This is a genomic window from Paenibacillus silvae (genome assembly GCF_014639235.1).
Lineage (GTDB): Bacteria > Bacillota > Bacilli > Paenibacillales > Paenibacillaceae > Paenibacillus > Paenibacillus silvae.
Window position 1 is genome coordinate 530221 of sequence record NZ_BMFU01000001.1, and the last position, 16081, is coordinate 546301.

Genomic DNA, 16081 nt, shown 5'->3' on the forward strand with positions numbered 1-16081 from the left:
TTTGGTGCACTATTTTTAGAATTGACATCCGCAGGGGGAGCACGTATGATTCTGTTCAACATCAAAACCAAATTGTTTCTGGTCCTCGTTCTCGTATCCATCGTACCTATTATTGTGGTATCCGTCAGTTCCTACCGGAGTTATACTAAGCTGGTCAATGAACAGACCTCACTGGTAACCTCTACAACCATTGGCAATTCGGTTAAAAGCATGGAAGTTATCCTGCAGAACATCGACCGGATTTCGGTCACGCTGCTTCAGCAGTCTTCTAATGCAACCGCTTACAGTACAGTGAGTGATGAATTAATGAAGCTGAACACAACGAATGATCAGTACGAAATCTTTATGATTCGCAGCAAGCTGAAGCTTATTTTTGAGAATATTTTGCTCGGAACCAATTATATTAATGGCCTGTATCTCTTCACACCAGACGGTAAATGGATCAGTTATGGCAGCAGCGGCACGGATCTGCGTCTCGATTACATTGCCCTCCACGATCAATGGTATCTGGATACGATTCAGCGTAAAGGTGATTTGTATGTGGGTGAGGTTGGAGTCAAACCCTATATCATTAATGCCAAGCGGTCCATAGGTTTTTCAAGGGCTCTCTACGACCCGAACAATCACGAGTTCCTCGGGGTGTTTATGCTGGATTGCAGTATGAGTATTTTTGATGGACTGAAACGCAACCCTGCTCCCAGTCTCTCGAACCTGTATTTGGCGGATGATCAAGGCAAAATTCTGTACTCTACCGATGGACAACAGGTCGGTCAGTCGCTTGCTCCCAATCTTACATCAGCCATGGAGCACGTTAACAGCCTGTCACAGTATAAAGTCATTCAGGACAAGATCATGACCGTTATGCAAAAAGTACCCGGACATCCCTGGAGTGTCGTTGCCAATATATCCCTGGAACGGCTATATGAGCAGTACAACATCTCTCAGAAGCTATTGTTATATATCGCTGTAAGCTGTGCAGTTATTTTTCTGTTTCTGTCCTTTTTCCTATCTAACCTGATAACCAAACCGATTATTGAATTAACCAAAATGATGCGTAAAACCAAATCTCACCCTTTTGTGAAGATCAAACCCAAAAGAAGCAAACAGGTCGACGAAATCGGGATCTTGTATCACGAATTCGATAAAATGATGAAGCAGATTGATACCCACATTCGAGAGAGCTATCAGAACAAAATTCTGACAATGGATTCACAGATGAAAGCACTGGAGGCACAGATTAACTCTCACTTTCTATACAACACACTGGAGTCGATCAACAGCATTGCAGAGATTGAGGAAGTCGAAAGTATTGTGGTGATGACCAAATCACTGGGTGACATGTTCCGTTACAGTATCAAAACCGACAGTGAACGTGTACGTGTCAATGAAGAGCTTCAGCATGTTGAAAATTATATGGCCATCCAACAGATCAGATATGATGACAAAATCACCTTCAAGCTTCTTGTGGACCCTGAGGTTAGAAGCCGCCATATGCTGAAACTGCTTCTGCAGCCGCTCGTAGAGAATGCAATCTATCACGGGCTGGAGAACAAACGCGGGAAAGGCTCCATCTCCATAACTGGCAAGCTTCAAGAGGATCGAATTATTTTCAAAGTATGCGATGATGGTGCAGGCATGTCCCGCGAACAGGTGCTTGAACTGCAACAGTTGCTATCACAACCACCCGAGTTCATCGCTGTCGGTCAAAGGCTCAAGCAGAGCATTGGCATCAAAAACGTACATTCACGAATTGTTCTGTATTATGGCGACGGGTACGGACTATCCATCAACAGTGAAATGCATCAGGGAACCCGGATTACCGTCGAAATTCCAAGTCTTTGAGAGCAGAGGTGCCGCTTATGTATACGTTTATCGTTGTAGATGACGAGCCATTGATTCGTAAAGGTTTGTTGAAAAAACTGGATATCTCGGAACATCCGCTAAGATTGGTGGGCGAAGCCGATAACGGGGCCGATGCGCTGGAGCTCATTGAATCCTCCAGACCTGACATTGTGTTCACGGATATGCGCATGCCCGAGGTGGACGGAAAATGGTTGATTCGGACCATAGGCCAGCGATATCCACATATCAAACTTATCGTTATTAGCGGGCACACCGATTTTGATTATATGCAGGAGGCGATCTCGTCCAAAGTGGTTCAATACTTGCTCAAGCCCTTTAGCCGGGACGAAGTTCAACATGCTTTACAACAGGCCATTCATATGCTCCAACAGGAGCACTCGCTGAAGCAGGAGGTTGTTCAGCTCACCGTTGAGACAGAGCAAATGAGAATAGATGCTGATCACCAGACGTTTCTGCATCTGGTGCTGAACTCCCATATGCCTGCGAAACGGCCTGTGTTCCGATCCCGTGAATTCAATGCAATCCTGGATGCCGATCAGCTCGTTTTGATGACGATGTATAGTCCTGAACCCTACACAGCCGCACAACTGCCTTCGTTCCCACAAAGTCTATACATCCCGCATCCCCAATCAGAGCAACTCATGTTTCTGCTCATATATGATCAGGGATGTGCTGCGGAGCGGCTAAAGCAACGATCCATTGAGCATTCAGGACAGATTCTGGCAGAATCTGCTACCGAATGTTGCATTGGCGTCAGCTTGCCTCTATCCGATGTGAACGGTATCCGGGAGGCGCATCATCAAACCATTCTGGCTCTGGATCAACGCTCTATTACCGACTTCGGCAAATATTATATCTATACAGAGCAGCCTCTACCGTTAAATGCCTTGCATTGGGATCGTTCACATGAACTACTGTTTTTCATCGAAAGCGGCAACGTGTCCAAAGTCAAAGAGTTGATTGCTGATTTCTTTGCCTTTTTCATTCGCCAGCCCGACGCTTTGCTTGCACATCTGAAGGAACAGTGCCGGGGTATTGTCGCTGAGACCAAACGAATGCTGCAGCAATATTTGCAAAGCGGCAGCGGGATCGGCATAAGTACAAGCAACGGGAATGCGTCCTCCAGTTTGGAGGCGATGCTGGACATTTCGTTTGATATCGAATCCATACGCCAGTATATAGACAAAGTGCTGTCAGGAACAGCTCTGCTGCTGCAGGAATATAATCCCTATCGCTCCGAACAGGTCATTGACAACGTCAAGCAGTATATTGATCATCACTATGCGAAAGATTTAACACTGGAATGGGTATCATCTCTCTTTTATCTGAATCCGAGCTATCTCAGTTACCTGTTCAAAGAGAAGCAAGGCGAGAATTTTACCGATTATATCAACCACCTGCGCATCGAACATGCCAAACATACCTTGACCAGCACCGATGACAAAATCTACCGCATCGCCAAGCAGCTCGGTTACGACAACCCCAAATACTTTTTCCGCGTATTTAAAAAAATGACCGGCTTAACTCCCGAGGAATATCGGAAACAGCACAAAGGAGAGAAAACAAAGAAACCAAGCCCTGAATAACGGCCTGGTTTCTTTGTTTTGGACTACCTTGAGCCCTGGCCTTTCGTCTTTTATCAAGGCCAGAGGCTCTATCAAAGACGTCAGCTCGTGACGTCGGCTCGTATAGGAAAGCCGATTCCACATCGGCACTTGCTCTGAAGGGAGACTGGTACCACCCTCCGTTAGAATCAACAACCTTACTCCCACATCAAACACGGGCCAGCATGCAAGCAACTTCTCTTCCACCGCCAACACTTGGCACGACCGAGCGCCTCATTCCCTTGCTGAGCACGGCTTAACACGCAATTATTTCTCCATACTTTATCTGTGCACCCAAACCACACCATTATTTCACCAGTACTTTATCTATGCGCCAAACCACACATTTATTTCTCCAAACTTCATCTATGCGCCCAAATCTTCAGCACGTTATTCCTGCGAAACTCCTCCATGCACCCACATCATGCCACTCCAAACTCTAACGATTCTCAGAAGCCTTAATATAGCGTTTTTATCCCTTCCGAAAATGTAACGAATCCCAGTGACGCTATTTCCTCCAAAACTAGCAAAAAACGATGAATCCGGGGCAAAAACAAGGAAATAACGTTTCTCAGAATCGTTACATTTTCCAGCATACTAAAATCGACCAAATAAGCTCTTCTCGATTCGTTAGCCGCAGCAGTAGCGGTAGCGGTAGCGGTACGGTTCACCCACACTACTCCCTCAAAAAGTTATCTCATCATACTGACCCATCGCCGCGACAACCCAACCTATGCGGGCTCCCCTCCCCCTCCCATCTCAGCCTACAGCACCACAGCAAAAAGGCATTCCATCGAGTCACAGATGACTGATAGAATGCCCTTATGCCCTTCACACATTGCTAATCTCCTTGAATGTTATGCGGCCTTTCAACAGAATGTTCGTTCACACAACAACGGAGAGGACAGAACCCTTCTGAAGAAGCGAGGCGGGCGCCTGAAAGCTTTCTCCAAGAAAGAAAGCTTCCTCGGAAGCATCATCACGCCTTTATCCCCGGATTTTCACCCGTATAAGGAGTAATTCCAAAAATCCGGGGATAACACGCCACCTCGTGCCTGGATGTTCAATGCCTTATTGTCTGTGAGCAGAGCGATTGGGCCTTGTGCCCGTGTAAAGAAGGAGCCCTTTTTTCGAAGCGCCACACATCACATTCAAGCCTACCTAAACATGCCCCACAGCTTGATCAAATGGAACGTGTTGTTGGGATCAATCTTCTGTGCGATGACAAAGGCGACAAACTGCTCCTCCTGTGCAGGGGTAAAGTGCTCATTCATAATGACTGCGGAGGATTTGATCAGCCTGCGAACCTTCGCTTTATCCTGCAGATCGGACTTGGTCACGCCATCAATCAGCTTTTTGATGCGTTCTTTGACCGCAGGATTTTTCATCTTTAGTTTGATCCGCTCCACCAGCTGCGGACTGATTCCGTATTGTTGATAACCCAAAACGTACAGCACCTCCCAAAAAAATGAACTCACTTCTTATTCATATGTCGGGAGGGCTTGGTCACTTGTCACTTTTTAATTTGGTTAATCAATCAGATCGCCCTTAAACACCTGCTGCTCCTGAAGAAAATCACGCAAAGGTGCGTAATCCACCGATGTCCAGAACGTGGCATCCGCGATCAACGCAGACACATCATCTCTGGCCTGCTCCAGTACAGCAAAATCCGCTACCATGTCGGCCAAACGGAATTCGGGCAATCCACTCTGTTTAGTACCAAAGAAATCCCCCGGCCCCCGCAGGTCCAGATCGCGTCGCGACACCTCGAAGCCATCCTCGGTTTCGGTCATGACCTTCATGCGCTCCTGTCCAACCTCGGTCTTGGGATCAGCGATGAGCACACAGTACGATGCATGCGCACCACGACCCACACGGCCGCGGAGCTGATGCAGCTGAGACAAACCGAACCGATCCGCATCCATAATCACCATCAACGTGGCATTCGGTACATCGACGCCGACTTCCACTACCGTCGTGGACACCAGCAGCTGAATATCATTATTGTAGAAGTCTCGCATCATTTCTTCTTTTTCCGCAGCAGTCATGCGGCCATGCAGCAGTCCTACTCTATATTTCGGGAAATTCTGCTGCATCTGCATATGCAGATCAATGGCATTCTGCACATCCAGCTTCTCCGATTCTTCAATGAGCGGACAGATCAGATAAGCCTGGCGACCCTGGTCCACCTCTCTGGAGATAAAACCAAGCACACGCTCCATCATGTCATGCTTCACCCAATAGGTAGAGATCGGAATCCGTCCCTTTGGCCGCTCCGATATGGTGGATACCTCAATATCTCCAAAAGCCGTAATCGCAAGCGTCCGTGGAATCGGCGTAGCTGTCATTGTTAACACATCAGGATTATACCCTTTACGTCTCAAAACGCTGCGCTGATTCACCCCGAAGCGGTGCTGCTCGTCCGTTACCACAAGGCCCAGCTCCCGGAAGAAGACATCCTCCTGGATCAGGGCGTGTGTACCCACAACAATATCGAGCATGCCCATCTGCAATGAGGCAATCAGATCCTTGCGTTTGCGCCCGTTCACACTTCCCGTTAACAGCCCCACCGTAACACCAAACGGTTCAAACAGCCTCTGCAACGAACGCATATGCTGCTCTGCCAGAATTTCAGTAGGCACCATGAGAGCCCCCTGAAAGCCTGATCGCACAGTTGTATAGAGCGCAATGGCTGCAATTACCGTTTTACCAGAGCCTACGTCCCCCTGCAGCAGTCGATTCATCGCATAGGGCGAACGCATATCATGCAATATTTCAAGCTCAACCTTCTTCTGTGCAACCGTAAGCTCGAATGGCAGACTTCGAACAAACTCACGGATTGTTGTATTGTCCGTCGTATGCACCATGCCATCCATCCGATTCCGATTCAGTGCACGGAACGCCTGCATTTTAAGCTGGAATAGAAATAATTCCTCATAGACCATCCGCTGTCTGGCTCGCTGGCCCTCCTGATTGTCCTGCGGACGATGAATACCGGCAATGGCCTGCTTACGCGGCATGAAATTATATTTTTTGATCAAGGAATGAGGCAGAATCTCGGGAATCATATCCCCGTATTGAATTAAGCCCTGGTTAATCGTCTTGCGCATCCACTGCTGCGTCAGCTTGCCCGTGACGGAATAAACTGGCTGCAATGTGCCAGAGCGTCCATCTCCTTTATCCGGAAACTCCGAGTCAGATACCGTAAGCTGCATCCGCTTCTGCTCCCATTTACCGGTAAGCACAATTTCCCGATTAGGCGTAAGCTGGTCCTTGAGAAAATGGCGGTTAAACCACGTTGCCGTAATCATCCACTCTTCCGTCATAATTTTGCAGGTCAGACGTGACTTCTTGCCGTAACGCTGCAGCACGGGAACCCCCATAACTTGTCCCTGTACCGTAATTTTGTCTCCGTCCTTGACCTCACTCAGCGAACGCAGACGATAATCTTCGTAACGAAACGGATAATACTCTAACAGGTCTCTCACACTAGAGATGCCAAAGGCGTGAAGCTCTCCCTCTCTGAGAGCACTCACGCCGTTAATTTGTTTCACTGATATATCTTCAAGCTTCATGTCTTAATCCCTCATTCCGGAACAGGCCACATAAAGATCGCAATGACACCGGGTCCCACATGGCTGCCGATGACGGCCCCGATATTGGTATAGATCACTTCATTAAGTGTAAAATGACTCCTTAACTGTTCAGCACAAGCTGCTGCCGATGCAGGATCAGCGGTATGACCTACCGCAACGTTGACCCGTTTTCCAGCCAGATCCTTCTGGAACAGCTCAATGATACGTGCCATTGCCTTTTTATGGCCTCTGACTTTCTCTACAGCGTAGATGATGCCCTCTTCATCAATAGACAGGATCGGTTTAATGTTAAGCAGCGTTCCCAGTATAGCCGAGGCCTTGCCAATCCGTCCGCCCTTCTGCAGATACTCCAGCGTATCCACCAGAAAAAACAGCTTGCGGGATTGCTGCATCTCCTCAACAGCAGCTGAAATCTCAGCTACAGACTTGCCTTGTTCGGCAAGCTCGGCAGCATGTACAACCATTAAACCATACCCGTAGGAAGCCGATTTTGAATCAATGACCGTAAGATCGGCTTCACGTTCCAGAAGAGACTTGCCGAGCATCGCCGATTGATACGTACCGCTCATGCCCGAAGACAGGTGTATGGAAACAATTGGTCTGTCCGGATTTTCATCCAGCAATCGCTGGTATACGCTCATGAAATCCGTAGGAGAAGGCTGCGAAGTTGTAGGCAGCACAGTGCTCTGCCTCAGCTTGTCGTAGAACTGCTCCGAAGTCAGCTCCACCCCGTCCGCATAGTTTTCTTCCCCGAACAACACACGCAGCGAAACCACATGTATATCGTATTTACGAATCAGTTCCTCAGGAATATCCGCTGTACTGTCCGTTACAATCGCAACTTTGTGGTTCATGTGCATTCCTCCTCTTCACCCAAAGTACAATGGAGCCTTTTTCAGCAAACCATCTGTCAGCACCATAAAGTGCAATAATCGGTTTGTGTTTCCAGCTTGACTCAGGACTCGACAGAGAACAGATAATAATACACAGGCTGTCCTCCCTGATGCACCTCAACCTCAGCAGCCGGATACTGCTCTTCCAGCCATGCAGCCAAAGCACCGGTCACCTCGGGATCAGCCTCTTCTCCTTCAAGAATCGTAACGACTTCATCCCCGCTCTCCAGCATTTGTGCAAGCAGCCCTTCACAAGCACGAAGCATGCTCTCGTCTGTTGCAACAATTTTGGAGTTATGAATACCGATATAGTGTCCCGCCTTGATATCCAGCTCATCATACTGCGTATCCCGAACGGCATGAGTTACTTGACCGGACTGTACACGGCTGATCGCTTCCAGCATCTGATCCCGATTAGTTTCAGCAGACTCGTCCTCCTGGAAAGCAAAAGCAGCAGCCATGCCTTGTGGAATGGTCTTGCTTGGAATAACCGTAATACGGCGTTCGTCCTCCAGCAGTTCACGAGCCTGTTCAGCAGCAAGTACAATGTTGGAGTTGTTAGGCAAAATAAACACCTGTTCTGCAGCGATCGAACGCACCGCTTTGACAAAGTCCTCTGTGCTTGGATTCATCGTCTGTCCACCTGACAGAACGATATCCACTCCCAGGCTTTTGAAAATCTCGGCTATACCATCGCCGGAAGACACCGCAATAAAACCGTAAGGTGCCATTTCATCCGCCGGCAACACCGCTTCTTCAAGTGTGCTTGTCTTTTCTTGAGGTATATCAGCAAACAAATCAGGCGAAGCTGCCCCGTCCATGCCCGCAGTCAACAGATCACGATGCTGCTCGCGCATATTCAAAATATGAATCTGTGTAATCTCGCCATATTTCAAAGCCAGATTTAATACATCACCAGGTGTTTTGGAATGAACATGCACCTTGATCACTTCATCATCTGCAATGATGATGATAGAATCTCCATTTATTGACAGCGCTTTCCGGAACGTCTCATCATCAAAAGCTGTTCCGGCATTTTCTCCAAGCTCGCGGTTAATAAAGAACTCCATGTCATACAGAAATTCAATATCTTCCGTTTCCAGACGGGCTTGAGCAGACAACGGCATCTCTGGAGCAATAACCTGTGCCGCCTTCGTTGTCACCGGCTCTGGCTGTGCAGACGGTTTCACAGCTGCTGACGGAACAGACTCTTTTTGTATCATAGATCGTGAACCACCCTCACGAAGCAGCACTTCCATAAATCCTTCATAAATATATACAAGCCCCTGACCGCCTGAATCGACCACACCAACCTGCTTTAATACAGGCAGCATTTCCGGAGTCATCGCCAGTGCTTCTTTTGCTTTTATTAGAACTTCATTCATTAATTCAGTTATATCATTCGTCCGTCTTGCATAGTAGGTGGCATGTTTCGCCGCTTCCTTGGCTACGGTAAGAATGGTGCCTTCTACGGGTTTCACTACAGCTTTGTAAGCTGCGTCCACACCATTTTGCAGGGCGGCAGCAAATTGAATTGTATTCAATTCCTCATGCGCAGCTGCTGAACGGCTAAATCCACGGAACAATTGGGATAAAATAACCCCGGAGTTACCGCGTGCCCCCATAAGCAGGCCTTTGGATAAAATTCCGGCAGCTTCTCCGATGGAGGCAGAGCTTTTCCTTTTAATCTCTGCAACACCGGCAGTCATTGTCAAATTCATGTTTGTTCCCGTATCGCCATCCGGCACCGGGAAAACATTCAGGGAATTGACATGTTCTGCGTGCTGCCCTAGTTGTTCCGCTCCGGCAATGACCATTGCGGTGAAATCTGTTCCATTTAAAGAACGTATACTCAAGTGAGAATTCCCCTTCCTAGCTTGATACACGAACATCTTGCACCAAGAATCATTTTGGTCTGTTCATGCGTAAACGCATCTGCGTTATTCTTCGTCCATACCTTGTCCGGCACAGGCATATTATACAACATGTCAGCCGGGTAAACGGTCTGGGCGGCCGGGCTACCAATATCCTGCATTCTCTGCAACCCGTTTGCGGGCATAGGGATATGCACCGGTATCAGAAGCCGACATGAATGCCGCATGGAGACTGGTGCCAGTGATGGAATGCCGCATCTCACAGCGTTGCCAAAAAAGCAAACCTCCAACCTCTACGTACGGTTTTTTCTCCGGCTTCCCGCGGCAACAGCCTGTTCATGGCTGTACTATGGACTATTCAACATTGTACTATATTAGACAAGAGAAATAAATAAAGTTTTTGGATCAGTTGACGAAGCTTTTTTAATTATGATATTATATTCAAGTATTGTTTTATGCAGGTTAAGTAATGGAAATGATCCGGCCATGCCGGCTTGAACAACGCCATTAGCTACTGAAGCCTGATCTCAGGGTCAGGAAAGAACAATTGAGTCCTTATGGAATGACGTTCGTCTCTCCGAAGGCACTGGTTATTTTAGGATAGGAGGTGTAATCTATGTCTCGCAAATGTTATGTGACAGGTAAGAAACCGGGCACCGGTAACCACGTATCCCACGCTAACAACCGTAACCGTCGTTCTTGGGGCGTAAACGTTCAGAAGGTCCGCATTCTCGTGAACGGCAAACCGAAACGTGTATACGTAAGCACCCGTGCACTGAAAGCCGGTAAAGTGACTCGCGTATAATCACGCAAAGCTACTATAAATCGGATAAGCAAAAAGCACCTTGTTCCTTGCAGGTGCTTTTTTGGTATTTACAAAAAGCCCCTTCAAACCATCTGATTTCATGCAGCAGCAAGAACGTGATGCTGTGGCACCGTGTCCTGAATACACAGGAATGTCCGCCGCATGGCACTTCATGCAGATCCGGTTCTCCAGATGAGCCTTGTGCCAAAGCGGCGGTATTCGCCTAACGATGCTGCTGATCAACGTATAGGTACTGTAGTGCTTATCAATCTTGTAGACCAGATCAGTTCTTTTGAAACGTATTCAGGATCGCCTTTACAAACCCTCCCAAAAACTTCGGCAGTTTGAATGTGTAAAATTTCATACTTCACCCTCCCCATCATGCTCATGCGTCCGCCGTATCCTATGCTTCAGGCCTTTTTCACCCCAACACGACAAAAAAGGCTACATGAGAAACCTGCTCATGTAACCATATTTATGCGGAACCTGCTGTCCCTATTCCACATGACAAGCCTGATCATCAGCCCATTTCGCTTTGCGCGGGAATATACTGATAGACGGCAATCATGAAAACACTCATGAGATAATACAAAATGCTGAATACAACAAAGGTAATCCGAAGTCCCTTCCGATCAAACTTGCGGAAATACATAATGAATACTGCAACCCCGATCAAGGACGTGAGCGCATTGTACGGAGCCTGAAGCACGGCAAACAGCGCAAGCACCAGCCCCGTTACCAGACTCGCAGCCATTGTCCACAGCGTCTCCTTGAAGGTCATGAATTAACCCTCGTAGCTGCTGCGAATCTCGGCAATCGCGGCAGAGCGGTCTTCACGACTGAATACGGCACTACCAGCCACAAGCACGTCAGCGCCAGCTTCCACGACAAGCGGAGCTGTATCGGCAGCAATACCGCCATCAACCTCGATATGTACGTCGTGACGTCCTTTTTCATTCAACCATGTGCGAATCTGCTTGATTTTATTCATTGTGCCAGAGATAAATGCCTGACCCCCAAAGCCCGGATTAACCGTCATAACAAGCACCATATCTACATCATCCAGCACTTCCTGAATGGCACTCGCCGGAGTGCCCGGATTCAGGGCAACACCTGCCTTGACACCCTGCTCTTTAATCAGATGAATTACCCGGTGCAGATGTACACATGCCTCGGCATGAACAGTAATAACCGCCGCACCCGCTTTTGCAAACTCTTCCACGTACCGTTCAGGATTCTCGATCATCAAGTGAACGTCCAGCGGCAGTGTGGTATGCGGTGCAATGGCCTTTACAATTGCCGGGCCCAGCGTAATATTAGGAACGAAATGACCGTCCATCACGTCAACATGAATCCAGTCTCCGCCTGCAGCCTGAGCTTCAGCAACTTCCGCGCCAAGCTTGGCAAAATCGGCTGATAATATGGATGGAGCAATTTTAATCATGGTTAATACCTCCGCTTCTTATCTTTCATCTCAGTCAGGAACTGCTCATAGTGCTGATATCGGCTTTCAGAGATCAATCCTTCCTCTTTTGCCGCAAGCACCCGGCAGCCCGGTTCATGCGTATGTGTACATCCACGGAACTTGCACTGATCAGCAAACTGGGCAAACTCCCGGAAACAAGTGGATAACTCCTCTACACCAATCTCCAGGAAGTCCAGCTGGCTGAATCCAGGGGTATCCGCGACAAATCCTCCGTTATCCAATGGAATAAGCTCTACGTGTCTGGTCGTGTGCTTACCCCGTCCCAGACGCATGCTGATCGCACTCGTCTCCAGCGTAAGTCCAGGCATCAGTGCATTCAGCATGGAGGATTTGCCCACACCGGATTGACCCGAGAATACACTGATCTTGCCAGCCAGCCGTTCCCTGAGCAGCTCACTGCCTTCTCCTGTCCGGGAACTGGTCGAAATAACCTCGTAACCAATTTGCTCGTACAGTGCCTTCACTTCAGCGACAATGTTTCGATCCTCGGCCTCCGGGTCGATCAGATCCTGTTTTGTCAATACAATCAAGGCATCAAGCCCTGCCTGTTCGATATGAACAAGGAACTTGTCCAGCAGATTCAGATTCATGTCAGGCTCTTTGACCGAAAACAGCAGAACAGCCAGGCTAACATTAGCCACAGGAGGACGAATCAATTCAGTCTCACGCTTGTGAATTTCATCCACCGTTCCTTCTCCGTTCTCTGTCAGCATGTAGCTTACGCGATCGCCAACCAGTGGAGAAGTACCTCTTTTTCGAAAAATTCCTCTGGCTCTACATTGAACGGCGGAACCTTCAACCGAAGGAACCCCGTTGTCTTCCACCGGCATGACATAGTAGTAACCACTTAATGCTTTTACGATGATACCCTCTGGCACAGCTCCGTCGCCCTCCTTCAAGTCAGTTCAGTTACAATCACAATGTCGCTTACGCCTTGGCCTTACGCCAGCATAAGCCGTCCTTATGGACGGCCTGATGCGTTGATAACTCCTTTTTTCTTATCCTCTTTATGCTTGCCCGGACCTTTATCCGTCTTCATGGCCGAGGTGTCACCTTCCTGATTATCTCCTTCCCCATCAACGGGAGTAGAACCAGGGTCCGTTTCCCCGCCATTGTCCACATTACCATCACCATTTCCATTGCCGTTGTCACCATTCCCCGGATCAGGGGTGTTCGCTGGCGGAGCTTGTGTGTTCTGCTCCGGATCAATGGAAGGTACGTTCACTGTACCGTTCTTCGCTTCACTATAAGATACAACATACGTATCCAGGAATTTGCCATCACGATAAACGGACACCGCACCGTTTTCATTTGGTGCTAGCACAAGCGGAATTGTCAGGACTTGAGCAGAATTGATCGTACGTGTGCCCCACTCCTGATTTTTGCCGCGTGCATCTTCATAGGTAATACGGATTTTGCTGTTTTTGCCCACTTCTTTCGGTGATACGTTGATGTTAAACGGATATTCAAGTGCCTGATCCGGATAACCTGTGCTGATAAAGATCGTAATCTTGTCGCCAGGACTCACATCTGCTCCGGCTTCCACAGGCCATTGCTGCGTAACTTTGCCCTGTTCTACCGTATAGCTGGATTCCTCCTGCACCTGTCCGAGCACAAGTCCCTTCTCTTTCAGCATTTGTTCTGCTTCACTGCGTGTATGATTTTTCAGATCAGGCATTTTAACCGTTTCAGCACCCTTGCTCACGGTTAACTCAATTTCATCAACATCAGGATCAACTTCTTCATTTACACCAGGCGTCTGGGAAATAACTGAACCTGAAGGCACTTCGTTGGAGAAGTCATCCTTACGTTTGATCTGGTCTTCTTTGAAGCCCAATGCGGTCAGTCTTTTGACCGCTTCTGTATAAGGGTCTCCCTTAACGTCAATCATTGGTGTCTTTGTTTTCTCAGCACCTACACTCAGCTGCACTTCTGTGCCTTTTTTGACCACATCGCCTGCATCTCTGCTCTGATCAAAGACCGTACCGGGCTCTACATTTTCCTGGTACTGTCGAATGACATCATTACTTACAACCAGGCCTTCAGCCTCCAACATTTGGCGGGCTTTTTCTTCCGTCTGGTTGACCACATCAGGAACGGTGACCTCAGGTACAACGAGCATACCTTTGACATACCATACCACACCAACCATCGCAACCAGAATAAGAAGAGTCAATGATATAAGCAATGTCGGTTTTTTCCAGTTTTTCTTCTTCGGTTTGCTCGAATTCTCATCTGTATCCGTATCCATCACAGGCATTGTCCCTGTAGATGTCATTCCACGCGGCTCCGGTTTAATCGCCGGCATAACACGAGTCTGGTCTATATCATCCTCATCGGGAAAATCAACCTTCGACTCATTGCGTCGCTCTGGCAAAAGACATGTTTCCAGATCATTCTGCATTTCTTTGGCTGACTGATAACGCTCCTGCGGATTTTTACGCATCGATTTGAGAATGACATTTTCCACACTTTGCGGAATAAGCGGATTGAACTTGCGTGGTTCATCAAACTCTTCCTGCAAGTGCTTCAAAGCCACACTGATCGGACTTTCTCCCAGAAAAGGAAGCTGTCCGGTCAGCATTTGATAGAGTACAATACCTAGAGAATATAAGTCCGATTTCTCCCCGGTTACAATGCCCTTGGCATGCTCTGGCGAGAAATAATGCACAGAACCGACAACAGAGCCGGTCTGCGTAATCGTTGTCGAGGTTACGGCACGAGCGATTCCGAAATCCGTCACCTTCACGCGACCATTCCGGCCAATCAGGATGTTATGCGGTTTGATATCCCGATGAATGATCTGATTATGATGCGCGTGGTCCAGTGCGTCCGCAATCTGGGAAGCAATGTGTACTGCCTCGTCAACCTGTAAAGGCGCACGCTCCTTAATAATCTCATTCAGATTTTTACCTTCCACATATTCCATAACGATATAATGCACATCATCTTCCTGACCCACATCATAGATGCTGACCACATTAGGGTGGGAGAGAGATGCTGCCGATTGTGCTTCTCTGCGGAAACGGCGAATAAATTCTTCATCATGTACGAACTGCTGTCTCAGTACTTTAATCGCCACATTTCGGTTCAAAAGCAAGTCCTGAGCCTTGTACACAAGCGCCATGCCGCCGCCACCGACACGCTCAATCACCTCATAGCGTCCGCCTAGCTGGTGCCCGATCATGACTCACACCCCGTTTCCGTATGCACGGCGTTCTGCTGCTGGGGTTCAAACAACGCTACCGTGATGTTATCGTCCCCTCCAGCAAGCAATGCCAATTGCAGCAATCGGTCAGCGCGGTCCTCCAGCGCAAGTTCAAGATTGCCTGCAACCTGAATAATCTGCTCATTGCTGACCAGGTTACTGAGTCCATCGCTGCAGAGAAGCAGCACTTCGCCTTCTTCCAGACGAACGGTATCCATGTCTACCTTTACCTCGGCATCTGTGCCAAGAGCGCGGGTAAGCACATTGCGCCGTGGATGATGAGTCACGTCCTCTTTGCTGATCTGACCATTTTTGTACAATTCATTTACCAATGTGTGATCTTCGGTCAACTGAAATACTTCTTTGCCTGTGATTTTATAAGCACGACTGTCTCCGATATGTCCAATCACACCTTCCGCATCATTCAATAGGGCAGCGACCACAGTCGTTCCCATATTATGATACTTGTCATCCGTAGACGCTGTGCGGAATATGACTTCATTCGCATGATGAATCGCATCGCTAAGTGCAGCTGACAGGGAAGCATGGGACAGGCCTGGCTCAAGTGTGGCCAGATCCTGTACCAGTGTCTCCACTGCGAGACGACTTGCTGTATCTCCGGCAAGATGTCCACCCATGCCGTCCGCGACGATTCCCAGAATATATCCTGTATCGAGATTACGAATCCAGGCTGAATCTTCATTCACCGAACGTACTCGTCCGATATGGCTCACATGAACTGTTTTGATCAA

The 16081-nt window shown here is 48.2% G+C and carries 13 protein-coding genes; 3 read left to right on the plus strand and 10 right to left on the minus strand.

All coding sequences use genetic code 11. The annotated features are described in order from the left end of the window. Window positions 1–45: 45 nt before the first annotated feature. Both IEW26_RS02395 and IEW26_RS02400 read left to right on the plus strand, forming a co-directional pair. Complete coding sequence (locus IEW26_RS02395; RefSeq protein ID WP_188591160.1) at window positions 46–1842, plus strand: sensor histidine kinase; 1797 nt, start codon at window positions 46–48, stop codon at window positions 1840–1842. A 17-nt stretch (window positions 1843–1859) separates the two neighbouring features. After that, window positions 1860–3449, plus strand: a complete 1590-nt coding sequence (locus IEW26_RS02400) for a response regulator transcription factor (RefSeq protein WP_229729617.1) — start codon at window positions 1860–1862, stop codon at window positions 3447–3449. Between the two features lie 1175 nt (window positions 3450–4624). Here the strand turns inward: IEW26_RS02400 and IEW26_RS02405 are convergent. From IEW26_RS02405 to fakA, 4 genes are all read right to left on the minus strand, one after another. After that, window positions 4625–4912, minus strand: a complete 288-nt coding sequence (locus IEW26_RS02405) for a stage VI sporulation protein F (RefSeq protein WP_111271045.1) — start codon at window positions 4910–4912, stop codon at window positions 4625–4627. Window positions 4913–4996: 84 nt separating this feature from the next. Then, window positions 4997–7042, minus strand: coding sequence for an ATP-dependent DNA helicase RecG (gene recG, locus IEW26_RS02410; protein WP_188591162.1), 2046 nt, complete (start codon window positions 7040–7042; stop codon window positions 4997–4999). Between the two features lie 11 nt (window positions 7043–7053). Then, window positions 7054–7917 (minus strand): DegV family protein, encoded by an 864-nt coding sequence (fakB, locus tag IEW26_RS02415; RefSeq protein ID WP_145403984.1) that lies wholly within the window; start codon window positions 7915–7917, stop codon window positions 7054–7056. A gap of 101 nt (window positions 7918–8018) precedes the next feature. Then, window positions 8019–9812, minus strand: coding sequence for a DAK2 domain-containing protein (fakA, locus tag IEW26_RS02420; RefSeq protein ID WP_188591163.1), 1794 nt, complete (start codon window positions 9810–9812; stop codon window positions 8019–8021). A gap of 634 nt (window positions 9813–10446) precedes the next feature. On the opposite strand from fakA, the gene rpmB reads away from it, so the two are divergent. After that, window positions 10447–10635, plus strand: a complete 189-nt coding sequence (gene rpmB / locus IEW26_RS02430) for a 50S ribosomal protein L28 (RefSeq protein ID WP_024631107.1) — start codon at window positions 10447–10449, stop codon at window positions 10633–10635. A 283-nt stretch (window positions 10636–10918) separates the two neighbouring features. On the opposite strand, the gene spoVM is transcribed toward rpmB, so the two are convergent. The 6 genes from spoVM to IEW26_RS02460 all read right to left on the minus strand — a co-directional run bounded on the left by spoVM (window position 10919) and on the right by IEW26_RS02460 (window position 16081). Next, a complete protein-coding gene (spoVM, locus tag IEW26_RS02435; RefSeq protein WP_019424875.1) occupies window positions 10919–10999 on the minus strand; it encodes a stage V sporulation protein SpoVM in 81 nt (26 codons plus the stop codon). Between the two features lie 156 nt (window positions 11000–11155). Further along, window positions 11156–11416, minus strand: coding sequence for a hypothetical protein (locus IEW26_RS02440; protein ID WP_188591164.1), 261 nt, complete (start codon window positions 11414–11416; stop codon window positions 11156–11158). A gap of 3 nt (window positions 11417–11419) precedes the next feature. Beyond that, a complete protein-coding gene (gene rpe / locus IEW26_RS02445; protein WP_188591165.1) occupies window positions 11420–12079 on the minus strand; it encodes a ribulose-phosphate 3-epimerase in 660 nt (219 codons plus the stop codon). Between the two features lie 2 nt (window positions 12080–12081). Beyond that, window positions 12082–12999, minus strand: coding sequence for a ribosome small subunit-dependent GTPase A (rsgA, locus tag IEW26_RS02450; RefSeq protein WP_145403989.1), 918 nt, complete (start codon window positions 12997–12999; stop codon window positions 12082–12084). Between the two features lie 83 nt (window positions 13000–13082). Next, the gene (gene pknB / locus IEW26_RS02455) at window positions 13083–15308 is read right to left on the minus strand and encodes a Stk1 family PASTA domain-containing Ser/Thr kinase (RefSeq protein ID WP_188591166.1); all 2226 of its coding nucleotides are present in this window, start codon (window positions 15306–15308) and stop codon (window positions 13083–13085) included. Then, window positions 15305–16081 carry a Stp1/IreP family PP2C-type Ser/Thr phosphatase gene (locus tag IEW26_RS02460; RefSeq protein ID WP_111271054.1) on the minus strand — a complete coding sequence of 259 codons (777 nt, stop codon included), beginning with the start codon at window positions 16079–16081 and terminating at the stop codon, window positions 15305–15307. Before IEW26_RS02460 ends, pknB begins: the two co-directional genes overlap by 4 nt.